Source organism: Aeribacillus sp. FSL K6-8210, assembly GCF_037963925.1.
GTDB classification, from domain to species: domain Bacteria; phylum Bacillota; class Bacilli; order Bacillales; family Aeribacillaceae; genus Aeribacillus; species Aeribacillus composti.
Genome location: NZ_CP150172.1, coordinates 3,144,666 through 3,169,008 on the forward strand (window position 1 = coordinate 3,144,666; position 24,343 = coordinate 3,169,008).

The following is a 24,343-nucleotide window of genomic DNA, read 5'->3' on the forward strand; positions in this document are numbered from 1 at the left end:
AAGCAATTTTTTTCAATCCTCCTATTGCTTCTAATCCAAATTTTCCGCTCAAATTTAAGGAAAACCTTTTTAAATTTTTATGTTAAGCTTTATGATGTTTGCTCTTCGCAATGTTTCAAACAAAATCACAACAACTGGACCTAAAAATAAACCTAATATACCGAGCATCTTTAGTCCAATGAACATGCTGATCAAGGCGGCTAGAGGGCTTATTCCCATGTTGGTTGACATAATTTTCGGTTCGACAGCACGTCTGACGACAGTGATCACAAGAAATAAGACGACTAATCCTATTCCGAGATTGGTTTGCCCCTGGCTAAATGCATAAATAGCCCAAGGAACCAGCACCGATCCTGTTCCCAATATTGGAAGGATGTCAACAACCACGATAATGATCGCCAAAATCAAGCTATAATCCACACGAAGCAGCACCAACCCAATATAAGCTAGTATAAATGTCAGTAAACTTAAAATAACTTGCGCCTTAATAAAGCCGAAGCCTGCTTTATAAAGATCATTCACAACATATTTTATTTTATTTCTCGTTTTTTCTGTCAGCATGGTCTCGAGCGAAGCCCATATTTTCGGCAGATCCAAACTGATTAAATAAAGAGCAATCAAGTAAATCAGCGCTTCAATGAAAAAGCCGGGAATGCCGGAAACAAATAATATGAGCGATTCCATCAATTGCTTCACAAGACCGTCAACTGCATTGACAGAATTATTAATGGAAATTTCAATAGACGTCATGACACCTTCTGGAAGGGAAGCGGAATAATTTTCCCACGTATCAAGAAGAGGATTAATAAAATCATGATTGAATTTTCTAACATATAAAGGGATATTTTCTATAAAACTCACAAAGTTTGTATATATAAAGTTTATCAAACCAAAGCCTAGAATACATAATAAGAGTAAAAAAACAACAAAAATGAGCAAAACTGCATAAGGTCTTTTTATTTTAAATCGACTTTGGAGAATGCTGATAGGCTTTTCAAGTACAAGAGCTGTAAGCAGCGCAAGCAATATCGGGATGCTGAACGGTATTAGTATAAGAATGGCAATACCAATGATGATAAGCGGCAGATACTTTTTCATTTTCAATACATCATTCTCCTATCTATTCTATACTCAAAATCATCATGTTATCCTTATTATATCGCGGATTTTCCATTTGAACTATTGAAATTCCTTATTATTTTTATAAATTGTTATTTGTTCCGACATTTTGCAAAACACATTTACTTCAGACAAAAAAAAATACTAGACAAATCGCAATTTGACCAATATAATCAAATTAGAAAAACGGAATAAAGTAAAAATTCCCAAAGGGGAGTAGCTTAACAATAAAGTCGTCATTTCGTGGAGCTATCCACCGGCTTTATTGAACAACTGGATGTTGTTAGCGAGACCTTTGCCATAAAAATGGCAAAGGTCTTTTTGTATCTTAAAACAATTTTTGGGAGGATGATTTGAGTTGCTGCTTAGAAAATATATGTCCAAAATCGGAATAGGCTCTGCAACAGTCGATCTTGTACTGGATAAAGAAACGTATTCTCCAGGAGAAAAAGTAACAGGCACGCTCTACATTAAAGGAGGCACTATAACCCAAAAGATTAAGCAGCTGCAATGTGATCTTATGAAAATAAACAATCAGGCTGATCAGCAATCAATCGCCTCCATTACGTTATTCGCTCCTGACATAATCGATCCAGCTGATTGCGCAAAAATTCCTTTTGAATTTGTTTTACCAAAGCATCTTCCCGCAACAACAGACAGTTTAACATACCGTTTTAAAACAACATTAGTGTTTGAAGAAGGAATCGATAGTCTGGATCATGACACAATACAAATTTTAAAAAATAAACCTAGTGGAGGGGAAAACGATGAGAAAAATATGGAAAAGAATTCGGTTCATTTATAACTTTCGTTCATTTTTCCCTTTTATATTTGAATTTTTCTTATCGAAGGAGGTGAATAGGAAAAAAAAGCTATTCTCGATCGCTTTTATAATTGGATATTTCCTGTTGCCGTTCGATGCAATCCCAGATTTCCTGTCCTTAATTGGAATTGTGGATGATGTCGTTATATTTACTTTTATCATGCAGCAAATGATCAAAATGGCTCCGAAGGAATTACAGGAAAAATATTGTCTTGCATAACAAAGGATAAAAACATCGAAATGAGTATAAAATATTTGAGGAGTGATAAATATTGGAACTATTCTCACCTGAGTTTTTTTCAGCATTACTTTCGATTGTTATCATTGACCTTGTTTTAGCTGGTGATAATGCCATTCTAATCGGTTTAGCAGCTAGAAATGTGCCGAAACACCAACAAACAAAGGTCATTATATGGGGGACATTTGGAGCGATTTTTATCCGGGCAATTGCGACGCTTGCGGTTGTTTGGCTTTTAAAAATCCCTGGACTGCTATTAGTCGGCGGAATTCTTCTCCTTTGGATCGCCTATAAACTTCTCATCGATAAAAAAGAACATAACGTCGATACCGGGAATAGCTTTTGGTCCGCTATGAAAACGATCATTGTAGCAGACGCTTTAATGGGGCTTGATAATGTTTTAGCGGTTGCCGGTGCCGCGCACGGATCGTTCCTTTTAGTCATAATCGGATTGTTAATTTCCATTCCAATCGTTGTGTGGGGCAGCACGCTCATCATCAAATGGATTGAACGGTTCCCAGTTATCGTGACAATTGGGGCTGCCGTTATTGCCTTTACAGCAGCCAAAATGATCGTAGATGAAAAATTTCTAAAAGGCTTCTTTGAAGAAAACCCGCTTCTAAAATGGGGCTTAACCATTATTCTTGTTGCAGGCGTTATTTTTGCCGGATATTTAAAAAAGAAAAAAGCTTCCCCTGTGGAAGCAAAAGAAGAAGCATCTTAAAAAATGATGCTGATACCGTTTTTCCTAAAGCCTAAAAACAAATTCCGTGGGGCTGTCTAATAAGTCGATTTTCCGGCTTATAGACGTCCCTTTAATGTTTTAGCAATGTTGATATATCAATGTTTATGATGTTTCGTTTTCAATGGATTTTGACTTTCTGGACAGCTCCATCATTACAAATATTTTCGATGGACATTCCGGCCGTCAAAATTAAATAAAACAGGTTTATCCTCAATAATCGTTTCTAAATGGACACCTCTCCCCCAAAGCTGATAAATGTATGGAAGCACCTTTTCAAGGTACTTAATATCAAGTTCAATCCCTTCATACCAATGTTTTAAATATAGTTCGCCGTTTTTCATATAATCCCCATCCATTACCGTAATGTACGGAAAACCGCCATTCACCCGCATGCTTACGAGCTGATCCCGCACTTTTTCCCAATCTTTATCAACAATTTTATAGTCTTTGCCTTGTTTTTGAAATAAGTACATGTCTTCCCGCATAACAAGATCTTTTGTTAAATAGTTGCGAAGAAATGAAATATCCGATTCAATTTCCCGCACCTCAAACAGCTTTTCCCTGCCCGAACCGGGTTGAATTCCCCGCTTTTTCATTTCCTCGGTCGGATTGTTATACCTTTCTTCGATATCCTCAAATATTTTTAAACCTAAATAATAAGGGTTAATGCTCGTTCTTGACGGCTGTACGACACCCGCATTTAATTTAGCATATTCAATTGCTTCATCAGAGGTCAAATCCAGCTCTCTCATGATCCGCTGGTGCCAATACGTCGCCCAGCCTTCATTCATTATTTTTGTTTCAAGCTGAGGCCAAAAGTAAAGCATTTCCTCTCTCATCATTGTTAAAATATCACGCTGCCAGTCTTCAAGCTCCCGGCTATACTCTTCGATAAACAAAAGCACGTCTTTCTCCGGTTTGGGAGGGAATTTTTTCTTTTTCTTGATTGTCTGTTCACTTTTTTCTTTTTTTTCTCCTAAAGACCAGAGATCATCATACGGTGTTTTGTATGTCTTAAGCTCTTCTTCCTCATCAACATCATCCAAGCTCCAAGAAAGTTTTGTCCGAACTAAAGACGGATCAATATGTTCTTGGATGGATAAAACCGCGTCTAAAAATTTTTCCACTTCTCTTTTTCCATATAAAAGTTCATATTTCTTGATTCTTTCCGCTGTTGCCGCCATGCTTTCGACCATATCCCGTTTCGTATTACTAAAGCGAATATTGTTTTTAAAAAAATCACAATGCGCGAGGACATGTGCAACAATTAGTTTATTTTGAATAAGAGAATTAGTATCAAGCAAAAAGGCATAACAAGGATTTGAGTTAATCACCAGTTCATAAATTTTACTAAGACCTAAATCATAATGGAGCTTCATTTTATAAAATTGCTTTCCAAAGCTCCAATGGGAGAAACGAGTCGGCATTCCATATGCACCAAATGTATAAATAATATCAGCTGGACAAATTTCATATCTCATCGGATAAAAATCAAGACCAAACCCCTTTGCGATTTCTGTTATTTCTTCAATTGCATATTGAAGAACTTTATGATCCTCCTTGTTCATTGTTCATCCCCCTTCTTTTTCCTTACAACAATTTATGAAAACAAACGGGAGATGATGAAAAACATTTTGAACGTTGTGTCAGATTGCACTATTTCCATTTCACATCTTGAACTGCCTGTCACCAAACGAAAAGCAAAAAAGGGAGACATTCCTGTTCAAAAATACACAATCTTATAAAAAAAATGGTGCCTTCTCACGGCACCAAATATTAAAAACTTTTTTGGAAAAACTACATTAAATGGTCGAACCTTCAGGCTGCGCAATTTGTAGAGCTGGTCCAAAAAATTCGTAATGAATATTTTCAAAAGCAACCCCCAGCTCCTTTAAATAATTAATGACTGCTTTCATAAATGGCACAGGGCCGCAAATAAAATAATCTGCATTTTCAGATATGAATTGCTTAAGAATGTCTTTAGTCATATAACCTGTATGATTGGCGCTTTCTTGACGTGACGGCTCCGTATAACAAATAAAGGATGTTCCATTTGGCAACCTGTTCATTAACTCTTTTACTTCCAAACGAAAAGCATGAACATCTTCATTTTTAGCAGAGTGAACAAAACGAACCGGTCTAGAAGGATTTTCTTTTGCTATTGTATTCAGCATGCTCATAATTGGCGTTACTCCAACACCGCCGCTGATGAAAACAACCGGCGAGTTTTGCGTGACATCCAATGTAAAATCGCCAGCAGGCACGCTAATATTAAGCTCATCTCCAATTTGAACATCATCGTGCAGGTAATTCGATACGACCCCTTTTGGTTGATCCGGTTCTGCCTCACGTTTAACAGAAATTCGAAAATATTCTTTGCCAGGAGCGTCTGATAAGCTGTATTGACGATTCAGCAAATATTGATGGCCGTCTATTTTTACTTTTACGGTAACATATTGTCCGGGCAGGAATGATGGCAATACAGCATTATCTTTCGGTTTTAGGTAAAACGATGTAATAACAGAGCTTTCTTTTACTTTATCTACAACAACAAACGGCTTAAAGTCTTTCCAGCCACCTTCCATATTTTCAGCGTCAGCATACATTCGTTGCTCCAATTCGATAAATACGTTTGCAATTTCGTTATAAGCTTCTTCCCACGCAGAAATAATTTCATCTGTTGCTAAATCGCCTAACACTTCTTTCATAGCTGCTAATAAATTTTCGCCGACAATTGGATAGTGTTCTTTTTTAACCCCTAAGCTTCTGTGTTTATGAGCAATTTGCTTCACAGCTGGCAAAATCGTCTCCAATTGATCAATGCGCTCGGCAGCAGCATAAAGTGTGGTTGCTAGCGCTGTTTGCTGTCTTCCTTTCTGTTGGTTTGTATGATTAAAAATATTTAATAACTCCGGATGATTGGAAAGCATTCGTTTATAAAAATGACTTGTGATTTCTGTTCCTTGCTTAGCTAAAACTGGCACGGTGGACTTTATAATTTCAATAGTACGTTCGGATAACATAAATTTGCACTCCTTTGTTTTTAAAAAAAGATGTATTTTATATATATCTTTAAAATAGTTGATCTTCGTCTTAAAAGCAATATTTTAAATACATCTTTTGAAAAGATGTCACATTTTTGAACCTAAATTATCCATCAGTGTATAATGGAGCTAGTACGGACAAAGAGAGGGAGGCCAATGCGTCTTACAAACTATACTGACTATTCGCTCCGTGTGCTCATTTACATTGGCACGAAAAACCGAGAGGAATTATCCAATATTAAAGAAATTGCGGATGTGTACGGCATTTCAAAAAACCATTTAATGAAGGTCATTTACCAGCTTGGGAAAAACGGGTATATTGAAACGATTCGAGGACGAAATGGCGGTTTCCGTTTAGCACGTCCTGCATCCGAAATAAATATTGGCGATGTGGTCAGAAAAACTGAAGAAGATTTCCATCTTGTCGAATGTTTTAATGAAAAAAACAGCGAATGTGTGATCACATCCGCCTGCAGGCTGCGCCATGTTTTCCAGCAAGCCTTGCAAGCTTATTTACAAGTGCTGGATCAGTACACACTCGCTGATTTAATCATAAATCAAAACGAATTGAAGCATTTGTTTAATGTGAAGTAGAAAAAAGCCTTAAATGGTCTTTCGTTTTTTGAATGAGGCATTTATACATTTGTTTTGAAAGAAACGGCTGTTGTTATGTCCAACATTTGCAACGGTACAAAAAACCGATTTATTCATACAATAAACATAACTCCTTTTAGGGAGGGATGTTTATTATGAATAAAATGGATTACGACAAAGCATTATATTACACGCACCGTTCGCAATGGGACAATTTGATTATTTTAATGGTGCGCACAAACGACGATTTTCTTTCCAAAAAAATTGAGCATTTTTTACACGCTTATAATTTTGAACACGATTATCAAATTATTGAGCATAAACTATATGCTTTACTTCGTTATATTGACCATGCATTAGAAAACGTAACAGAGGTTGAACCGGAAATCGCGCTGAAATAGTTTCCAGAAAGGTGACTCAATAGTTTAAGCAACCTTTTTTCAGAAAAGTTATTTCTGAAAAATGGGGTTGCTTTTTCTTTCTGTTTTAGTCGTTTAAGTTATTGCTTCAATGCTGAAAGCGGCGATCGTTTTTGCCGAAAGCCCGTTTTTTCAGGAGCCTTTTTTCATGGCTATTGATCCGCTGCTATAATCGGCTATCAACTTTGCCAAAACTCGGGACTTAGCCCGCTTTTTTAAGAGCGTAAACGAAAAAGCGAGGGTGGAAAAACGTCTTGTTTTTCTCCCTCGCTCTTATTTTTAAGACTTATTGGACAGACTGAAGGGATCTCAATCGAAATGGAGTTAAGCTTTTTTAACTGTCAGAATATCATTTACTTTTTCCATTACGGCATTTATTAATTCTTCCAATGCCTTTTCACTATTATTCAGTGAATCGGCCTGAACAGCAAAATAAAATTTCACTTTCGGCTCGGTTCCCGAAGGCCGCAAACAGAACCAAGATCCGTCTTCAAGGAAATATTTCAATACATTTGATTTTGGCAAATCAATTGTTTCCTTTTTGTTCGATTGAAGCAATGTACGTTCACTTGTTAAATAATCCTCGATAATCGTAACCGTTTTACCTGCAATTTCAGCAAGCGGATTTTGGCGGAAAGATTCTAAAATTCGCTTAATCTGTTCTGCTCCGTCCTTACCTTTTAAGGTTAACGATTTTAACCCTTCTCTGTAATACCCGTATCGATTAAAAATTTCCATTAATCCGTCATAAAGTGTGAGCCCTTTTTTCTTATAAAATGCACATACTTCAACAGCTAAAACGGCCGCTTGAACGGCATCTTTGTCTCTGGCAAAATCGCCAATTAAATATCCGTAGCTTTCCTCATAACCGAATTGAAATTTGTATTGTTTCGTTTGTTCAAATTCTTTAATTTTTTCCCCGATAAATTTAAACCCGGTAAGCGTATCAATTGTTTTTAGTCCATATTCCTCCGCTATTGCGCGTCCTATTTCCGATGTAACAATCGTTTTTAGAACAACGCCATTTTCAGGCAGCAATCCTTTTTTCTTTTTCTCAGAAAGGATATAGTTGAGCAAAATCGCACCCGTTTGGTTTCCTGTTAACACAATGTATTCGCCTTTGTCATTTTTGACAGCAACTCCTAAACGGTCAGCATCAGGGTCAGTTCCGATTAAAATATCAGCATCAATGCGTTTCCCTTCTCTTATCGCTAGCTCAAACGCTGCATGCTCCTCAGGATTCGGCGAAGCCACTGTCGAAAAATTTGGATCTGGAAGCTCCTGCTCTTTGACGACGGTTACATTTTGATAGCCTAATGATTGAAGAGCTCGTCGAACCGGTTTATTGGCTGTACCATGAAGCGGCGTAAAAACGACCTTTACATCTACTTCTTTTGCCAAATTAGGATTCAGTGAAATCGTTTTGATCTTTTCATTATATGCTTCGTCTATTTCCGCTCCAATGATTTTAATCAAGCCTTTTTGTTTTAAAATATCTTCATTTTCAACAGCAACTTCTAATTCATTTTCAACTTCATTCACTTTTTTGATGATTTCATCAGCTATTTTTGGAGGAATCTGACCTCCATCCTCTCCGTAAACTTTAAATCCATTATATTCCGGCGGGTTATGGCTTGCCGTTATTACAACACCTGAAAATGCGTTTAAATAACGGACAGCAAAAGATAATTCAGGAGTTGGCCTTAATTCATCAAATACATAAGTTTGAATACCATGCGTTGCGATAGTTTTTGCCGCTTCCATAGCAAATTGCGGCGATTTGTGGCGGGAATCGTAAGCAATTACCACGCCGCGTCTTTTGGCTTCTTCTCCAAAAGATTCAATATATCTTGCCAATCCCTCAGAAGCCTTGCGGATTGTATAAATGTTCATCCGATTTGTGCCTGGGCCAATTTCTCCCCGCATTCCTCCTGTACCAAACTCTAAGCTTTTATAAAAGCAGTCCTCTAATTCGAGTTCATTGTCTGCTTTTTCTAGTAATTGCTGTTTTAGCTCTTGATCTATATCTTCTTTCGATATCCATCGTTGATAATTTTCTTTCCACTTTGCCATAACTTAACACCCCTCCAGTTCCCCTTCTTTTTCTCTCCTGAAATATTTTATCACAAATTTTATGGAAATGAGATGATCATCCCTATTTTTAGAACTATTCGAAACAGCTTTTACATATTTTTCGCAAATGATCGTCTTTCCATTTCTCGAGTTATTTATAAATTTATGTATTATTTGTATCATTTGAAAAAAAAACAAACCGAGCGACAAAGCTCTTTGCCACTGAACGGAAAAAAGAGCGCCAAACGGACGCTCTTTTTTCAGCAAGGCACTCCCATCCCGGGATTGCAAGAGGGGTTATTGAAGATCTTTTTCAGAAATGTTTGTTAATGCTTCTCCTGCCGCTTCATCAGAAGTCTTATTTGTTGCTAAATCTCCTAATGCGACCATGCCGACAACTTGATTATTTTCCACTACAGGCAACCGGCGAATTTGATTTTGTGCCATGATTTGGGCAGCTTCTTGCAGACTCGCGTCTGGACTACAGCATACAGGGTTTGTCGACATAACTTCTGCAACGGTTGTGCTTTCGTTTTTGCCCTGAGCTGTTGAGCGAAGCGTAATATCACGGTCTGTAATAATTCCTTTTAATTGTCCATTATCTGCAACAGGGATCGCACCAACATTATGCTGTCTCATTAACTGAGCAGCTTCCTGAACAGTTTGATTTGATGAAACGGAAATGACATTAGAAGACATGATATCGCGAATTTTATCCATAGTCTCACTCCTTTCGTTGATAGTTTGAACAATATGTAAAAATTTATGAATGATAATAATTCTTAGCTGATGTTTTATTGATTTCATCGCAAAATCATTTTTAATTCAGGGGAAATGTATTATAATGCCTTTAGAAAGAAAACAGAGAGGTTAGTTGGATGGATGATAAGCGAAAAGACAATTTGCTGTTGATAGGCTGGATCGCTTCTTTAATTTCTACCTTAGGAAGCCTGTATTTTTCTGAGATCATGCATTTCGAACCATGTAAATTGTGCTGGTTTCAAAGGATATTTATGTACCCGCTCGTTGTTATACTTGGAATAGCTGTAGTAAAAAAGGATTACAAAATTGCAAGCTATTCCTTAACTTTGTCCATTATGGGAGGAATGATTTCCATTTACCATTATTCTATACAAAAAATTCCTTTTTTGGGGGAACATAGCCTCGCATGCGGAAGAGTTCCTTGTACAAGCGACTACATTAATTGGTTTGGATTCGTTACAATTCCTTTCTTGGCTTTAATTGGCTTTTCAATTATTTTCCTCACAAGCTTTTTCATTTTACGGCAGAAAGGATAACGTTTCCGTTATTTTCAGATTTTTCAAGAGGCGAATGATGCAAATTCTATAGACCAGCAAACAAAACCTTTGGATTTATAGCTTTCAATTATGTTTTTTTACCCATATTAAGACTTAATCGCAATCCGGCAAGTTCATGAGGTCTTAGAAAGATAAACATTTATTTTTTGCGGTTGCCGTCATTCCCGTCATTTATGAAAATCGGTTTACATTTTTTAGTGCAAAGGAACGAAAGGAGTGAATAACGGCGATACTTTCCCCAAAATTTTTAAAATTACGGGGTCTTCTCGCCAAATTATATGAAAAAACTGCTTATATTCGGCGGAATCATTATTGTACTGTTCGCGGCACTGGCAATTGTAACAAATTTGCAAAATAAGCAAAAGGCGGAAGGAAATCCGTACAAAAAGTCGAGCCTGCATCCTGAAACCGTCAAGCTGCTGGATGATCCAAATTATCAAAACATCATACTTCCGGATGAGCTAGAAACAAAATTAAATAATCAAGAAGATGTCATTGTCTATTTTTTCAGTTCTACCTGCCCGCACTGTAAAAACACAACACCGATCTTAATGCCTTTGGCAAAAGAATTAAATGTGGATATCTACCAATACAACCTTCTTGAGTTTGAAGAGGGCTGGGACGAGTATAAAATTGATGCAACTCCAACGCTTGTCCATTATGTAAACGGAAAAGAAACCGATCGTATCGTCGGTTCACAGGAAAAAAGCGTTTTTCGGGAAGCGCTGGAAAATTGGACAAAATCAGAATAAGGAAAACCTGTCTTTTCATGACAAACATGGAAGCTGTAAATGCCTGCTTGGCAATATGGAACAATTGTCTGTCGGAGAAAAACAAAAACTTGCACAAATCGAGTAGGAGGGGGTGACTAACCCCCGACCTCTCACACCACCGTACGTACCGTTCGGTATACGGCGGTTCAATTAAGTATGACGTAGTGCTTGATATCTTTCGAATAGACTTCTTAACCCTCGACGCTTCCAATAGGAGTTGTCGAGGGTTTTGTGTAGGATGGGACTGCAGGCAATCCGCCAATATTTCTTGCGTGTATTGCCCCATTCGAATGCTTTATGGCTTGGAACTTCTAATCCTCTGAGTTTCCGAATTCTTGTTTTCGGGGTTTTCCATTCTTTCCACAAACACATCCGAAGCCTTCGTCTAATCCATTCATCAAATTCTTTGAACTTACTTGGTGTTTCTGCCAAGGCAAAATATCCGCACCATCCCATTAAATACTTATTCAGTTTCTCAATCCTTTTCTCCATTGGATACGGTTTCGACCTTGATGTAATTTCACGGATCTTGTTCTTCAAACGTTTCACACTTTCGTTCGCAATCCGTACCTTTGGAGTCTTATTGAGTGTGAAGCTGAAACCGAGAAACTTCCGTTTCCAAGGACGGTCTACCGCCGATTTCTCTTTATTTACCTTGAGCTTTAACTCCTTCTCTATAAAGTTCGTAATGGAGTTCATGACACGAATTCCTGCTTTCTTTGTTTTCACATAGATGTTACAGTCATCCGCATACCGAACAAACTTATGTCCACGTTTCTCAAGCTCTTTATCCAATTCATGAAGCATGATGTTTGATAAAAGTGGACTAAGCGGGCCGCCTTGAGGCGTTCCCATGTCCGTTTCCATTACCACTCCATTGATCATCACGCCTGATTGAAGATACCGGCGAATTACCTTCAGTAGAATTCGATCTTTGATCGTTTTCGCCAAGATCCCCATCAGTTTGTCGTGATTCACCTTGTCAAAGAATTTCTCTAGGTCTATATCGACTACCCAACGATATCCTTCTTTGATATAACCCTTTGCTTCCCTAACCGCATCATGTCCCCTTCTACCTGGTCGGAAACCATAGCTATGGTTCGAGAAGGTCGGATCAAAGATTTTCGTCAACACTTGGGCAATCGCTTGTTGGATGAAACGATCCGTCACGGTAGGGATCCCTAGAAGTCTTACTCCACCGTTCGGTTTCGGGATTTCGACTCGACGGACGGGTAAGGGCTTGTAGGTTCCTTCTCTCAACGACTGTCGAATGGAGTCCCAATTTTCGTAGAGGTGTCTTCGTAGGTCTTTTACGGACATGCCATCTACTCCGTGACCTCCTTTATTCTGTTCGACTCGTTTCAGTGCCGCCAGGAGATTTTCCCGTGACAAAATCATTTCCATCAACATTGATATCCTCTCCACGTGAACGAATTCTTCTATTTGTGCCATCTTCTGCTCCACCCTCTTGAAGTCCCCCGTGGGATTCACCACTTCCTCCTTCAAGTAAGTCCTATCGGATTGTCTGCTTCCACACAGAAGGTGAACGCCTAGCGATTCGTTCTCCTTAATTGTTCAGTCCTTCCTCTTCCATCTCGAGCTTGAAAGAGTACTATGACTTCTGCTGACTTCTGACTGTTCAGTTATCTATCACTAGATAGGTTACCAAGGTTACTTGGCGTGCCAGCCAGATCTCCCCGGGTAAGTACATGCACTTTCACACCATCTATCCGCCTCATTTACTCGATATGACCTTCGACAGAAAGAGCTTTGTTTTGTTTCGCAAACTCACTCAATCATACCTAGCCTTATATGAGGTTCGTGTTCCTCGGACCGGTGTTTTGCCTCCAGCTTCCTTCAGATTCCGCGTCACCACGGACACCCTTGCTCTTGGCTAACCTCTACTTCTGTCTTCGGGGTTCGGGACTTACACCCTATAGTTCATGTACATGCCGGGCGCACGAAAGTTAAAGCCGCTTTTATTTCAAAAGCGGCTTTTTGAATAATCAAATTTTGTCAATCTTAACAGGAAAAGCGGACAGAATATCCGTATCTCCAATATTTAGAAATTTTGTTCACACTGCAATAAATCGTCTTCATACGCTTGGCTCCAGCAAAATGATGAATGATTTGCAAATCACTATCGCAAAATAATCAATTTATCCGGAAAGATTTCCAAACATATTTCTTCTTCAAGCTCACAAATGTATTTCCATTGAAGCTGAAGCATTTTTTCACCTTTCAAAAGCTGCTGAACAGCATATAGGAAAGGCTTGTAGTATTACCGATTTCTTATTTCTTACCTTTTAAAAAGTATCAGGATCAGGACCTATCCGCTCATTTTTATTGAGGGAATCGATTTTTTCCATATCTTCTTGAGATAGTTCAAAATCGAAAATAGAAGCATTTTCAATAATTCGATGCTCTTTTGTCGATTTTGGAATTGTCACGACCTCATGTTGAAGATCCCAACGGAGAATCACCTGTGCGATCGTTTTATTGTATTTTTCAGCAATCTCGGCTAAAGTTTCATTATCGAGAAGCCCGCCTCTCATAAGCGGAGACCAAGCTTCAAATTGAATGTTTTGCTCTTTGCAATATTTTCTAAGTTCCTCCTGTGTTAATCTTGGATGAAATTCCACCTGATTAACCATCGGTTTAATCTCCGCACTTTGCAATAAATCCTCTAAATGGTGAACATGGAAGTTGCAGACTCCAATCGCCCGAACTCTTCCGTCTTTATACAACCGTTCTAATGCCTTCCATGTTTCTTTATATTTTCCTGAAACTGGCCAGTGGATTAAATATAGATCCAAATAGTCTAATCCTAATCGATTTAGGCTGTCATCAAACGCTTTTAATGTAGAGTCGTAGCCTTGATCGTCATTCCAAACTTTTGTTGTGATAAATAGTTCTTCTCTCGGTATTCCCGATTCTTTTATCGCAATTCCGACTCCCTCTTCATTTTTATAATATGCCGCCGTATCTATGCTGCGGTAGCCCGCTTTAATTGCTGATTTTACAGCTTGAATTACTTCTTCCCCTTCATTGACTTTATATACGCCTAAACCAAACCACGGCATTTTAACACCATTATGTAAAGTCACCGTATCTTGCAAGCTTTTGACCAACCAACTCCACTCCCTTTCTAGTTATGGTGCATCACTTCTATTATGCATGATCCCTGTCAAAAAGTGAATATTTCGAAAAAATTAAATCATTTCAACTATATCTTCTACTTCCTTTAGCATCGCCTTTTTCGTATTTTCATCGACATAAGGAACTGAATAAAAAAACTTATGAGTGATTGTTTCAATCCCGCAAAAATTTAAAATACCGACATCAACGATTGTCTCCATTGATGCAATTAACTGATACGGCTTTAAATAATTTTCCGGATGAGATGTTGTTTGAAAAATAATCGCTCTTTTATTTTGCAAAAGCCCTTTTGCCCCTTCATCCGTAAACGTAAAAGCGAAGCCATTCGTGAATATTTTTTCGATATATCCTTTTAAAATAGCGGGCATGCCGTTCCACCATGTCGGATAAATAAAAATTAATTGTTTTGCCCACGAAAAATGCATTTGCTCTTCTTGTATCGCTTTGGATACGGCTGGATTGTGTTTTGTAAAGTAATCCTCTTTTAAGACAGGATTAAAGTTCATTTCATATAAATCCCGAATTCTAATTTCATGCTGCTTTTGCTGAAGTTTTTGTACAGTAGTCTGCAAGATCGCGTAATTAAAACTGTTTGGATTTGGATGGGCGTAAATAATCAGTGAATTCATAAAACTACCTCCAGACGATGTTACTTTTAGTATGAAAGTTCTTGTTAAACTTCATGCACGACAGAAAATAATGAATCCCCTTTCATTTTTCATAATTTTTGAAATGGAAAATAATTATAAAATAAGGTTGAAAGTTAGTTGGAAATTGATAAAATAACAGTAATCTAAATCTTTTTTTGAAAAGGTTGGGAATACTATTTGAGTACAAAAAAAACTTGCCGTTTTATTATTCATGCAACTGGAAAAAATGGAGAAACGTATTTAGCGACCTGTCAAAACAAATGGGAAGTAAAACAATGGATTGCAGCCAATCACTCGAAAGTAAATAAAAAAGAATTGAAAATCATCGACAAACAGAAAAAACAAATAGTAGCCAAAAACATTTTCATTGTGTCCACCGTTTTATTTGCACTTTACGAGCTTTATATACTTCTTTAGGGACATCCAGTCAATTGGCTAGATTTTATTTTTGATCATTTTTTGGACAATTTCTTTAGTATAATATATAGAGAATTTGTTCTTTATTAGGAGGAACTTGAATGGAAAACTGGATTACAGAATTTATGGAGCAATATGGCTACCTCGGAATTTTTTTAATTATTGCGCTAGAAAACATTTTTCCACCGATTCCGTCCGAAATTGTCCTTCCTTTTGGCGGTTTTATGACCACTTATTCGAACTTGACAGTTCCAGGAGTTATTTTGGCGGCAACTTGCGGCTCCGTTGTCGGTGCAATCATTTTATACGGCGTCGGTCTGTTGCTAGATGTTGAGAGGTTGGAAAAAATTGTTGACCGTTGGGGATACATATTGAAAATTTCAAAAGAGGATATACATAAAGCAGACAATTGGTTTGACCGTTACGGCATATGGACTGTGTTATTTTGCCGAGTTATTCCGTTATTGCGAAGCTTAATTTCCATTCCTGCTGGAATGTCCAACATGAATTTCGTTTTATTTTTGATTTTCACTACGATCGGTTCTCTCGTATGGAATATATTTCTCGTATCGGTTGGCGCGGGATTAGGAGAAGCTTGGCCTCTCATTACCGAATACATAGACATTTATTCAAAAATCATTTATGCTGTGATCGCCGTTCTTGTATTTGCTGCAATCATCATTTGGTATTTTTTTCGATTCCGACGCTCCAAATCATAACGCTTTGCCTGAAGCGCTGAAAAATAATATATGCACGTTTTTTATACTTTTAGCTCGCCTCAATCAAACAAATACCGCTCGCAATGATGATTGAGGCTTAGCTATTCCATTCATCGCTGATAAGCGATTATTTCCACTTGCCTGGCCGAATGAAAGGATATTGGAAAGCTGCTTCGAAAACGCGCTTTCCAATGATTTGTTTTATGCGTCATACAATTCAAACAATGTAGCGAGGCCCAGACCACCTGCGATTCCTAATGTTGCGATTGCCCGTTTGCCTCTCAATCTTTTCATTTCTGTGCAAAGCCTTGCAACAAGAATAGCGCCTGAAGCACCATAAGGATGTCCGATGGCAATAGCCCCTCCTCCCACATTCAGCTTTTCCAATGGTATGTTTAATTGCTTAACAGAAGCCAATACTTGAGAGGCAAAAGCTTCATTAAATTCGATTAAATCGATATCCTCCATTTGGAAGCCGGTTCGTTTCAGCAGCTGTTGCACTGCTGGAACAGGACCAATGCCTAAAAGGTTCGGATCGACACCTGCACTTGTACAATCGACAAATTTCAGAACGGGCAGAAGCCCAAGCTCTCGGCATTTTTTTTCAGACATGACAAGGACGGCACAAGCCCCGTCATTCAATGGACAAGAATTGCCAACAGTGACTGTGCCATTTTCTTTAAATATCGGCTTCATGGCACGAAGCCTTTCCAAGCTCAACCTTTTCCTTGGACATTCATCACGATCCATGCCATTTACAGGGACAATTTCACTGCTGAATCTGTCATTCTCCATCGCTTGAACCGCTTTTTGATGGCTGCTGTATGCAAACAAGTCCTGCTCTTCCCTTGAAATTTGAAACGCTTCCGCAACATTTTCCGCCGCTTCCCCCATTTCAGGATCACCGAACGACTCCGGCGAAAACCGTGCTCTCGTATAGATCTTAGGTGGCTTCATTTCATATAAAGATAAAGGTTTTTCAATTCTCCAAGGGGCAAGGCTTGTACTTTCGACTCCTCCGGCAATATAAATGTCGCCGGCTCCTGATTGGACAAGCCGGCAAGCGAGATTCACCGCTTCCAATCCTGATCCGCATTGGCGATCAACAGTAATACCCGGAACTTGATCGGGAAGCCCCGCTAAAAGGAGTGAGAGTCTAGCGATATTTCCTCCTGGACCGACCGCATTTCCTAAAATAACTTCATCAATTTCCTGCGGATCAATTCCGCTCTCGTCTACAACCGCTTTGATGACTGCAGCAGCCAGTTGTTCAGGGCGGACGTTTTTAAACATTCCCCCCATTTTTCCAATAGCCGTTCTTTTTGCCATAACAATGACAGGGATCGTCATTTTTCTTCCCCTTTCACAATGAATTCAAGTTCTTTTCGCGCAATCTTTCCGCTGGATGTATAAGGGAACTCGTCCACTTCATAAAACGTTCGCGGGCATTTATATAACGGGAGCTCAGATCGGCAATAGCGCTTTAATGCATTGAAGCTTCTATGCTGAGCTGTCTCTTTCCATTTAATAAATGCAACCGGCTTTTGCCCCCAATAATCGTCCTCTACTCCAATAACAACCGCTTCCTCAACCTCATCCCGTTCCTTCAAAACTTTTTCAATTTCTTCCGGATAAATATTTAAACCGCCGCTGATGAACATATTTTTCTCGCGTCCAACGATCGTTAGAAAACCGTTCTCGTCTAAGTACCCTAAATCACCAATTGATGCGCCGTCATCCTTCAATACATTTTTTGTTTCAATCGGGTTGTTGAAATACCCTGAAAATAATAAATTGCTGCGTACGACTACTTCCCCAACTTCATTAAAGGATGCTTCCGACCCATCTTTTTTTCTGATTGCTACTTCCACACCTGGAAAAGGAATGCCGACACTTTTTGGCGCTATTTTAAAAATTTCATCATCGACATAACTGACAAAGCTTAATTCCGATGCGCCATAAAACTCAAACAACTGTCCGTTCGGAAACTTTTCTTTTAACTGCTTTCTAGCTTCATAAGAAAGCTTTGCACCAGACGAAATGATTGTTACATTGTTCATTATGCATTTCTCTTCATTTTTCATCATTTGAAGCAAAGCTTGAATCATCGTTGGAACGCCATAAAATACAGTTGCCTCTCTCTTTAACAAAATATTGAATGTTTCCTTTTGAGAAAAAGCCGGGAGCAAATAAAAAGTCGCCCCGATATGTAAGGCGTGAACAGCCGCAAACAAGGACAACGAATGACATAAAGGGCCGGGAGCAATGATGACATCATTTTTTCCATATCCAAAAATTTGTTCTCCTACATTAAAGCTTTCCAGCCAGGATTTATGATTTCTCATATATCCTTTCGGTTTTCCAGTTGAACCTGAAGTAAAGCCGAGATAAAACAATTCTTCATCAAACTCTTCCCACTTCTCGTGATGATCCGTTTGGACATCTTTTTTTATTTCATCAATTAACATGACGTTCTCATGCTTTATTCCGGTCCTCTCCAAAAAATTGCGGCTTCCAATGCATATATCCAGCTGGCAGCTTTCCAATACATGCCGGATATCGCGCTTTTTCCATTTTGGATCAAAAGGAACAGCAATCCCGCCAAGTGTAATAACGGCAAAAAACACTTCTAAAAATTCTGAAGTGTTTCCCATTAATATGCCAACTTTTATATTTTTTTTGTTTGTCAATCGAATGAAAGCTGTTTGTATTTTTTTTATATTTTCGTACAGTTCATAATATGTAACCGTCCGTCCATTTATTTGTTGAATTGCCGGTTTTTGAGGATGTTCGTATGCAAATTGGCTAATGTTTCTCCCGATCCCCATCAGCTCACCCCTTAAGCAGCCTGTTTATTACGAGCTTTAATCAATGGATACGATTTTTGAATTCTTACTGCCAAAAATGCTGAAATCACCGCTTTTGTTAAATCTCCTGGAATATAAGCCAACGCCGATATGCTCGCACTTATCCAATTCATATTGGCAATCCAAGACAAATAAGAAATGCCGCATAAATAAACAAATAAAATACCACCAATTATATTAAATACTAACACTTTCCAAAATGCTAATTTTTCAAAATTCTTTTCAACTAAAAAACCTATTATAAAGGATGCAAAAGGCCAAGATAAAATATATCCACCGCTCGGACCAAATAATACTGCCAGCCCGCCTCTTCCGCCAGCAAGAATCGGTGCTCCGGCTCCTACAAGTAATACAAACAACAATAAACTGATAAATCCTCGTTTGGATCCTAACATTGCCCCTGCCAGCATCACACCCAATGTTTGAGCGGTGATTGGCACTGGCGTGAACGGAAGCGCAATCGGCGGTATGAGGCCGAGCACAGCAACAACAGCCGCGAACATTGATACTAATACCATATCATATAACTTCATACAAATAACTCCTTTCGAAAAAATTTTATAATCACATAATAGTTGAAATAACGATTTTTGTAAACCTGAAATTTATTTAAGTTTACATTAAAATGTTTTTTCATAAAGAAATGACAATTAGGCTTGTTCACGATACAATATTTTTATAATTGCTATTGAGGTGACTCTTGTGCCCGAACTAGAGCTGACTTTTGATACATTAATCATCGCCCTTTCACTGCAGATCTGCATACAGATCGGGCTAAACTTTTTTCATCGTTATGTCCGTACTGGTTATCAAATTTCTGCCAAAGCGAAATTTGAACAGTTCAAAAACAGCTTTTTTGACAGCATTTCAAGAGAGATCCCGTATTTCACTTTCCTTTTTCTTTCATTTCTTATAAAGAAAAGAAAGCGGAAAGAGGGACCGGACGATAAGGAGGATCATCTTTTTCCTTCCCTGTTGGAGACACATTTTGTTTATTTATAAGGAGGAAAAAGATGCGGAATATTTTGTATATCGTAGTCATGATCACTTTTGTTGCACTAACTGGATGCAGCGCTGGCAGCTCAAATCAATCAGGCTTTTTCCAGCAAACATTCGTTGAACCTTTTTCAATTATTATTAAAACTTTTGCGGACTGGTTTCATGGCAGCTATGGAATCGCGATTATTTTAATTACGGTCTTGATTCGGTTGATTCTTATGCCGTTAATGCTTCGCCAATATAAAGACCAGCAAAATATGAAATTGAAAATGGAGAAAGTTATGCCGGAGATGAAGGAGCTGCAAGAAAGGTTTAAAAAGGCGAAGGATCAAGCAGAACAACAAAAAATTCAAAAGGAAATGATGGATTTCTATCGAAAGCACGACATCAATCCATTGAAAATGGGCTGCCTTCCCATTATTATTCAAATGCCGATCATCATGGGGCTGTATTATGCCATTCGCGGTTCGAAAGAAATTGCAACACATTCATTTTTATGGTTTAATCTCGGAACACCTGACCTTATTTTGACGCTTTGTGCTGCAGCTATTTATTATGTGCAATTTAAAGTTTCCATTAGAACGGTACCTGAAGATCAATTGCAAGGACCGATGAAAATGATGGGAATGCTGTCGCCGCTAATGATAGGAACAGCTTCTTTTGCTTCACCCGCTGCCTTGCCTCTTTACTGGACAGTGAGCGGATCATTCCTTATTCTGCAAACATTACTTGCGCAAAAGCTCTACTATAAACCAATAGAAAAAGAAAAAGGCCAGAACTCTGAACAGTAGAATCAGTAGCCGTACAAAAATACCTTTTGCGAACAATATGAATAAATTAGCGAATTGATCTTTCCTCTTGCGTTAGACAGTAAAATAACCTGTCTAGCGCAGGAGGAAATTTTTTTGGTTGAAAGGGACTGTGAAAATCTTCGTGCTTATCTTCTCTCCAACATTCAAATGAATCTGCTGAAATTTTTCCTTCAAAAAATCTTTTTGAACAGCTGTTACTAGAAACTGCCAAACAAAAGAAGGGACCTATGTCAGGCCCCTTTTCACATTTAGCTGGTTTTACTTTCTTGTTTTTTAAAAAAAGTTTTCATCGCATGAAACACATCTGCTTTTTGCTTTAACACAAAATAGCGGAATTTTGGATTGTTGATGTTTTTATAAGCAGACATTAAGGTGGAGTATCTGTTGTACTGGTTGACCTCGCCGTAACAAAAGATGTTGCAAATTTTCATTAGTTCTTCGACAAGCTTCACGCATCGGCTGTTATCTGAAGTTAAATTATCTCCATCGGAAAAATGGAACGGATAAATATTGTACCGGGAAGGCGAGTATTTTTCTTCAATAAGTGCTAATGCTTTTCGATAGGCAGAAGAACAAATGGTGCCTCCACTTTCACCTTTTGAAAAAAATTCATCCTCAGTGACAACCTTTGCCTCCGTATGATGGGCAATAAATTCAATATCTACCGTTTCGTATTTCGATCTTAAAAATCTAATCATCCAAAAGAAGAAACTTCTCGCCATATATTTTTCCCATATTCCCATAGAACCGCTCGTATCCATCATTGCAAGCACAACAGCTTTTGACTCTGGTTTTTCCACTTCGTTCCAAGTCTTAAATTTCAAATCTTCCGGATATATCGGATAAAAACTTCGTTTTCCTGCCATCGCATTTCGTTTAAATGCCGAAAGCATTGTCCGTTTTTTATCAATGTTTCCCATAAGGCCTGTACGGCGAACATCGTTAAATTCTATTTTTTCAGCAATATTCTCATCCATTTCTTTTTGCTGTAAATCTGGAAGTTCAAGTTCCTGAAAGAACGCTTTTTCCAAGTCCATAATCGACACTTCAGCTTCATAATAGTCCTCTCCAGGCAAATCTCCAGCGCCATCGCCTTTCCCAGCTGCTTGTGCATCATTTGTGCCATCCCTCGCAACAACATCGCCAATTTTACTGTCTCCCTTTCCTTGGCCGACATGTTTGTTTTTGTCATAGTTATATCGAATTTTATATTCATCAAGCGACCGTATCGGAATTTTTACTACATTTTTTCCGTTTGACATGATGATGCTTTCTTCTGAAATAAGATCAGGGAGATTATTGCGAATCGCTTCTTGCACTTTTTCTTGATGGCGAACTTGGTCATCATGGCCTTTACGATGGAGGGACCAATCCTCTCTAGAAACAACAAAGTGATGGTTCCCTTTGGATGTCATTTTTTTCCCTCCCTTAAAAAACTTGGCAATTCTTTTATTATATTCAAACGAATGAGTTCGTTTGGACAAATAAAAGATTATTCTATCATATGCTCGAACCTTCCAAAATTGACATGCTGTTGCACACCTTTTTTGATTAGAAATTTTGAAAAAAATAGCGCCCATTGGGCGAATCATGAACGAAACCAGCTTCAATTGTCAACGATTTAGTAAACTGCCTACATAGCGAAGAAGTTCATTGGCAGATGTTGAATTGTATCCATATTCATCAATGAGTCTCGCTACAACCTCGTTAATTTTCTTTAATTGCTGTTCGTCAGGCGTTTTAGTTGACGTTGTAATTTTCACAACGTCCTTCAAATCAGCAAACAATTTTTTCTGAATAGCTTCGCGCAACCGCTCATGGGAATTGTAGTCAAAACGTTTCCCTTTTCTTGCATATGCTGAAATGCGAATCAAAATTTCTTCTCGGAAAGCTTTTTTTGCATTTTCTGAGATGCCGATTTGCTCCTCAATTGAACGCATCAATTTTTCATCCGGATTCATTTCCTCGCCTGTCAGCGGATCGCGGATTTTGCTTTTATTGCAATACGCTTCAACATTATCTAAATAGTTGTCCATTAAAGTTTTTGCCGATTCTTCATATGAATAGACAAACGCCTTTTGAACCTCTTTTTTCGCAATTTCATCGTATTCTTTCCGCGCGATGGAAATGAAATTCAAATAACGCTCACGGTCTTCTTCTGAAATCGAAGGATGCTGATATAAACCTTCTTTTAACGAACGAAGTACATCTAACGCATTAATAGAAGGCACTTCTTTCCGAATAATGGTAGAAGAAATCCGATTGATGACGTAACGAGGATCGATGCCGCTCATTCCTTCTTCCGGATATTCTTTTTTTAGCTCTTCCACATCTACAGCATTAAACCCTTCAACCAATTCTCCGTCGTAAAGCCGCATCTTTTTCACAAGATCGATATCCGATCTCTTCGGCTCCTTTAAACGGGTTAAAATAGTAAACATTGCCGCTACTCTCAATGTATGCGGAGCGATATGAACATCGGATACATCGCTTTCTTTAATCATTTTTTCGTAAATTCTTTCTTCATCGGAAACCTTTAAATTATACGGGATCGGCATGACGATAATTCGCGAATGGAGAGCCTCATTTTTTTTGTTTGAAATAAATGAACGATATTCTGTTTCATTCGTGTGAGCGACTATGAGCTCATCAGCTGAAATGAGCGCGAATCGGCCCGCTTTAAAATTTCCTTCCTGAGTTAGAGATAGCAGATGCCATAAAAATTTTTCATCACATTTCAACATCTCTTGAAATTCCATCATTCCTCTGTTTGCCTTGTTAAGCTCTCCATCAAATCGATAAGCCCTCGGATCGGATTCTGAGCCGTATTCAGCAATTGTAGAAAAATCTATACTTCCCGTTAAATCGGCAATATCCTGCGATTTTGGATCAGACGGACTGAATGTGCCGATTCCTACCCGTTTGTCTTCTGAGAAAAAAATTCGTTCAACTAAAACATCCTCAATTCTTCCGCCGTATTCTTCTTCAAGGCGCATCATATTAAGCGGAGATAAATTGCCTTCAATTCGAATGCCGTATTCTTTATAAAAGTCGTCGCGAAGATGGTGCGGAATTAAGTGCAAAGGATCTTCATGCATCGGGCAGCCTTTAATTGCATAAACTGCACCTCTATCCGTTTTCGAATATTCTTCTAATCCCTTTTTTAACAAAGTGACAAGTGTAGATTTCCCGCCGCTGACAGGACCCATTAACAACAGAATTCTTTTTCTTACATCCAGCCGCTTAGCAGCGGGATGAAAATATTCTTCCACAAGACGTTCCAATGCTTCGTCCAGTCCAAAAATTTCCTGGTTGAAAAATTTATATCGTTTTCGGCCATTAATCTCCTCAATCCCTGCATCTTTTATCATATTATAAACGCGAGAATGGGCGGATTGGGCTATCCATGGTTTTTCTTTTAATATTTCCAAATATTCAGCGAAGGTGCCTTCCCATTTTAAGCGCTCTTCCATTTCTCTATGCTTTTCGATTTTTTTCAAAATATCCATCAGGGACCTCCTCCATCGTTGGTTTGAGCACCAGATTAATACAATTTATGCGAGGATGTCCTTA

General features: G+C 38.4%; 23 protein-coding genes. 10 read left to right on the top strand and 13 right to left on the bottom strand.

Annotated features, from left to right (window positions below; all coding sequences use genetic code 11):
• Positions 1–69 precede the first annotated feature (69 nt).
• Positions 70–1,098, bottom strand: coding sequence for a sporulation integral membrane protein YtvI (gene ytvI, locus NSQ41_RS15250; protein ID WP_327848610.1), 1,029 nt, complete (start codon positions 1,096–1,098; stop codon positions 70–72).
• Between the two features lie 379 nt (positions 1,099–1,477).
• Between ytvI and NSQ41_RS15255 the strand changes: the two genes are divergently transcribed.
• The 3 genes from NSQ41_RS15255 to NSQ41_RS15265 are packed head-to-tail and all read left to right on the top strand — an operon-like array spanning position 1,478 to position 2,904.
• Positions 1,478–1,924 (top strand): sporulation protein, encoded by a 447-nt coding sequence (locus NSQ41_RS15255; protein WP_063387267.1) that lies wholly within the window; start codon positions 1,478–1,480, stop codon positions 1,922–1,924.
• The gene (locus tag NSQ41_RS15260) at positions 1,887–2,162 is read left to right on the top strand and encodes a DUF1232 domain-containing protein (RefSeq protein WP_066250884.1); all 276 of its coding nucleotides are present in this window, start codon (positions 1,887–1,889) and stop codon (positions 2,160–2,162) included. The genes NSQ41_RS15255 and NSQ41_RS15260 overlap by 38 nt, the downstream gene beginning before the upstream one ends.
• 52 nt (positions 2,163–2,214) lie before the next feature.
• Entirely contained in the window at positions 2,215–2,904 is a 690-nt protein-coding gene (locus NSQ41_RS15265; RefSeq protein WP_066250886.1) for a TerC family protein, read from the top strand.
• A 173-nt stretch (positions 2,905–3,077) separates the two neighbouring features.
• Here NSQ41_RS15265 and NSQ41_RS15270 read toward each other — a convergent pair whose 3' ends face one another.
• Positions 3,078–4,493 (bottom strand): SpoVR family protein, encoded by a 1,416-nt coding sequence (locus NSQ41_RS15270; protein WP_063387264.1) that lies wholly within the window; start codon positions 4,491–4,493, stop codon positions 3,078–3,080.
• 234 nt (positions 4,494–4,727) lie between these two features.
• Entirely contained in the window at positions 4,728–5,948 is a 1,221-nt protein-coding gene (gene hmpA / locus NSQ41_RS15275) for an NO-inducible flavohemoprotein (protein ID WP_339193257.1), read from the bottom strand.
• A gap of 177 nt (positions 5,949–6,125) precedes the next feature.
• On the opposite strand from hmpA, the gene NSQ41_RS15280 reads away from it, so the two are divergent.
• Positions 6,126–6,563 carry an Rrf2 family transcriptional regulator gene (locus NSQ41_RS15280; RefSeq protein WP_063387262.1) on the top strand — a complete coding sequence of 146 codons (438 nt, stop codon included), beginning with the start codon at positions 6,126–6,128 and terminating at the stop codon, positions 6,561–6,563.
• Positions 6,564–6,718: 155 nt separating this feature from the next.
• Positions 6,719–6,964, top strand: coding sequence for a YhdB family protein (locus NSQ41_RS15285; RefSeq protein ID WP_063387261.1), 246 nt, complete (start codon positions 6,719–6,721; stop codon positions 6,962–6,964).
• A 342-nt stretch (positions 6,965–7,306) separates the two neighbouring features.
• On the opposite strand, the gene NSQ41_RS15290 is transcribed toward NSQ41_RS15285, so the two are convergent.
• Positions 7,307–9,055: a phospho-sugar mutase gene (locus NSQ41_RS15290; protein WP_063387260.1), complete on the bottom strand. Its 1,749-nt coding sequence runs from the start codon at positions 9,053–9,055 to the stop codon at positions 7,307–7,309.
• A gap of 297 nt (positions 9,056–9,352) precedes the next feature.
• Complete coding sequence (locus NSQ41_RS15295; RefSeq protein WP_063387258.1) at positions 9,353–9,775, bottom strand: CBS domain-containing protein; 423 nt, start codon at positions 9,773–9,775, stop codon at positions 9,353–9,355.
• Between the two features lie 158 nt (positions 9,776–9,933).
• Between NSQ41_RS15295 and NSQ41_RS15300 the strand changes: the two genes are divergently transcribed.
• Together NSQ41_RS15300 and NSQ41_RS15305 are read left to right on the top strand one after the other, a co-directional pair.
• Positions 9,934–10,353 carry a disulfide oxidoreductase gene (locus NSQ41_RS15300; RefSeq protein ID WP_063387257.1) on the top strand — a complete coding sequence of 140 codons (420 nt, stop codon included), beginning with the start codon at positions 9,934–9,936 and terminating at the stop codon, positions 10,351–10,353.
• Between the two features lie 299 nt (positions 10,354–10,652).
• Positions 10,653–11,126 carry a thioredoxin family protein gene (locus NSQ41_RS15305; RefSeq protein WP_339210281.1) on the top strand — a complete coding sequence of 158 codons (474 nt, stop codon included), beginning with the start codon at positions 10,653–10,655 and terminating at the stop codon, positions 11,124–11,126.
• A gap of 171 nt (positions 11,127–11,297) precedes the next feature.
• Here the strand turns inward: NSQ41_RS15305 and ltrA are convergent, their stop codons facing one another.
• The 3 genes from ltrA to NSQ41_RS15320 form a co-directional block, all read right to left on the bottom strand.
• The gene (gene ltrA / locus NSQ41_RS15310) at positions 11,298–12,557 is read right to left on the bottom strand and encodes a group II intron reverse transcriptase/maturase (protein WP_094245397.1); all 1,260 of its coding nucleotides are present in this window, start codon (positions 12,555–12,557) and stop codon (positions 11,298–11,300) included.
• A gap of 896 nt (positions 12,558–13,453) precedes the next feature.
• The gene (locus tag NSQ41_RS15315; RefSeq protein WP_094244595.1) at positions 13,454–14,278 is read right to left on the bottom strand and encodes an aldo/keto reductase; all 825 of its coding nucleotides are present in this window, start codon (positions 14,276–14,278) and stop codon (positions 13,454–13,456) included.
• An 81-nt stretch (positions 14,279–14,359) separates the two neighbouring features.
• Positions 14,360–14,935, bottom strand: coding sequence for an NAD(P)H-dependent oxidoreductase (locus NSQ41_RS15320; protein WP_327848599.1), 576 nt, complete (start codon positions 14,933–14,935; stop codon positions 14,360–14,362).
• A gap of 198 nt (positions 14,936–15,133) precedes the next feature.
• Between NSQ41_RS15320 and NSQ41_RS15325 the strand changes: the two genes are divergently transcribed.
• Together NSQ41_RS15325 and NSQ41_RS15330 are read left to right on the top strand one after the other, a co-directional pair.
• A complete protein-coding gene (locus NSQ41_RS15325; protein ID WP_339210283.1) occupies positions 15,134–15,373 on the top strand; it encodes a hypothetical protein in 240 nt (79 codons plus the stop codon).
• Between the two features lie 101 nt (positions 15,374–15,474).
• The gene (locus NSQ41_RS15330) at positions 15,475–16,092 is read left to right on the top strand and encodes a DedA family protein (protein WP_117016936.1); all 618 of its coding nucleotides are present in this window, start codon (positions 15,475–15,477) and stop codon (positions 16,090–16,092) included.
• 201 nt (positions 16,093–16,293) lie between these two features.
• Here NSQ41_RS15330 and NSQ41_RS15335 read toward each other — a convergent pair whose 3' ends face one another.
• The 3 genes from NSQ41_RS15335 to NSQ41_RS15345 are packed head-to-tail and all read right to left on the bottom strand — an operon-like array spanning position 16,294 to position 19,492.
• Positions 16,294–17,442: a thiolase family protein gene (locus NSQ41_RS15335; RefSeq protein ID WP_339210284.1), complete on the bottom strand. Its 1,149-nt coding sequence runs from the start codon at positions 17,440–17,442 to the stop codon at positions 16,294–16,296.
• Positions 17,439–18,920: an AMP-binding protein gene (locus tag NSQ41_RS15340; protein WP_339210285.1), complete on the bottom strand. Its 1,482-nt coding sequence runs from the start codon at positions 18,918–18,920 to the stop codon at positions 17,439–17,441. Before NSQ41_RS15340 ends, NSQ41_RS15335 begins: the two co-directional genes overlap by 4 nt.
• Before the next feature lie 11 nt (positions 18,921–18,931).
• Complete coding sequence (locus tag NSQ41_RS15345; protein WP_063387249.1) at positions 18,932–19,492, bottom strand: biotin transporter BioY; 561 nt, start codon at positions 19,490–19,492, stop codon at positions 18,932–18,934.
• Between the two features lie 480 nt (positions 19,493–19,972).
• Here NSQ41_RS15345 and yidC point away from each other — a divergent pair, with 480 nt between their 5' ends.
• Entirely contained in the window at positions 19,973–20,749 is a 777-nt protein-coding gene (gene yidC, locus NSQ41_RS15350) for a membrane protein insertase YidC (protein WP_066250911.1), read from the top strand.
• Positions 20,750–21,018: 269 nt separating this feature from the next.
• Here the strand turns inward: yidC and yhbH are convergent, their stop codons facing one another.
• Positions 21,019–22,185 carry a sporulation protein YhbH gene (yhbH, locus tag NSQ41_RS15355; protein WP_339210287.1) on the bottom strand — a complete coding sequence of 389 codons (1,167 nt, stop codon included), beginning with the start codon at positions 22,183–22,185 and terminating at the stop codon, positions 21,019–21,021.
• A gap of 198 nt (positions 22,186–22,383) precedes the next feature.
• Positions 22,384–24,279 (bottom strand): PrkA family serine protein kinase, encoded by a 1,896-nt coding sequence (locus tag NSQ41_RS15360; RefSeq protein WP_339193261.1) that lies wholly within the window; start codon positions 24,277–24,279, stop codon positions 22,384–22,386.
• Between the last annotated feature and the right edge of the window lie 64 nt (positions 24,280–24,343).

Excerpts from the sequence above, each read along its gene's own strand:
- NSQ41_RS15305 (WP_339210281.1), top strand. The coding sequence starts at position 10,653 with ATGAAAAAACTGCTTATATTCGGCGGAATCATTATTGTACTGTTCGCG.
- NSQ41_RS15300 (WP_063387257.1), top strand. The coding sequence starts at position 9,934 with ATGGATGATAAGCGAAAAGACAATTTGCTGTTGATAGGCTGGATCGCT.
- NSQ41_RS15290 (WP_063387260.1), bottom strand. The coding sequence starts at position 9,055 with ATGGCAAAGTGGAAAGAAAATTATCAACGATGGATATCGAAAGAAGAT.
- NSQ41_RS15330 (WP_117016936.1), top strand. The coding sequence starts at position 15,475 with ATGGAAAACTGGATTACAGAATTTATGGAGCAATATGGCTACCTCGGA.
- NSQ41_RS15340 (WP_339210285.1), bottom strand. The coding sequence starts at position 18,920 with ATGGGGATCGGGAGAAACATTAGCCAATTTGCATACGAACATCCTCAA.
- yhbH (WP_339210287.1), bottom strand. The coding sequence starts at position 22,185 with ATGACATCCAAAGGGAACCATCACTTTGTTGTTTCTAGAGAGGATTGG.
- NSQ41_RS15360 (WP_339193261.1), bottom strand. The coding sequence starts at position 24,279 with ATGGATATTTTGAAAAAAATCGAAAAGCATAGAGAAATGGAAGAGCGC.
- NSQ41_RS15260 (WP_066250884.1), top strand. The coding sequence starts at position 1,887 with ATGAGAAAAATATGGAAAAGAATTCGGTTCATTTATAACTTTCGTTCA.
- hmpA (WP_339193257.1), bottom strand. The coding sequence starts at position 5,948 with ATGTTATCCGAACGTACTATTGAAATTATAAAGTCCACCGTGCCAGTT.
- NSQ41_RS15320 (WP_327848599.1), bottom strand. The coding sequence starts at position 14,935 with ATGAATTCACTGATTATTTACGCCCATCCAAATCCAAACAGTTTTAAT.
- yidC (WP_066250911.1), top strand. The coding sequence starts at position 19,973 with ATGCGGAATATTTTGTATATCGTAGTCATGATCACTTTTGTTGCACTA.
- NSQ41_RS15335 (WP_339210284.1), bottom strand. The coding sequence starts at position 17,442 with ATGACGATCCCTGTCATTGTTATGGCAAAAAGAACGGCTATTGGAAAA.
- NSQ41_RS15285 (WP_063387261.1), top strand. The coding sequence starts at position 6,719 with ATGAATAAAATGGATTACGACAAAGCATTATATTACACGCACCGTTCG.
- NSQ41_RS15345 (WP_063387249.1), bottom strand. The coding sequence starts at position 19,492 with ATGAAGTTATATGATATGGTATTAGTATCAATGTTCGCGGCTGTTGTT.
- NSQ41_RS15280 (WP_063387262.1), top strand. The coding sequence starts at position 6,126 with ATGCGTCTTACAAACTATACTGACTATTCGCTCCGTGTGCTCATTTAC.
- ltrA (WP_094245397.1), bottom strand. The coding sequence starts at position 12,557 with ATGTTGATGGAAATGATTTTGTCACGGGAAAATCTCCTGGCGGCACTG.
- ytvI (WP_327848610.1), bottom strand. The coding sequence starts at position 1,098 with ATGAAAAAGTATCTGCCGCTTATCATCATTGGTATTGCCATTCTTATA.
- NSQ41_RS15295 (WP_063387258.1), bottom strand. The coding sequence starts at position 9,775 with ATGGATAAAATTCGCGATATCATGTCTTCTAATGTCATTTCCGTTTCA.
- NSQ41_RS15270 (WP_063387264.1), bottom strand. The coding sequence starts at position 4,493 with ATGAACAAGGAGGATCATAAAGTTCTTCAATATGCAATTGAAGAAATA.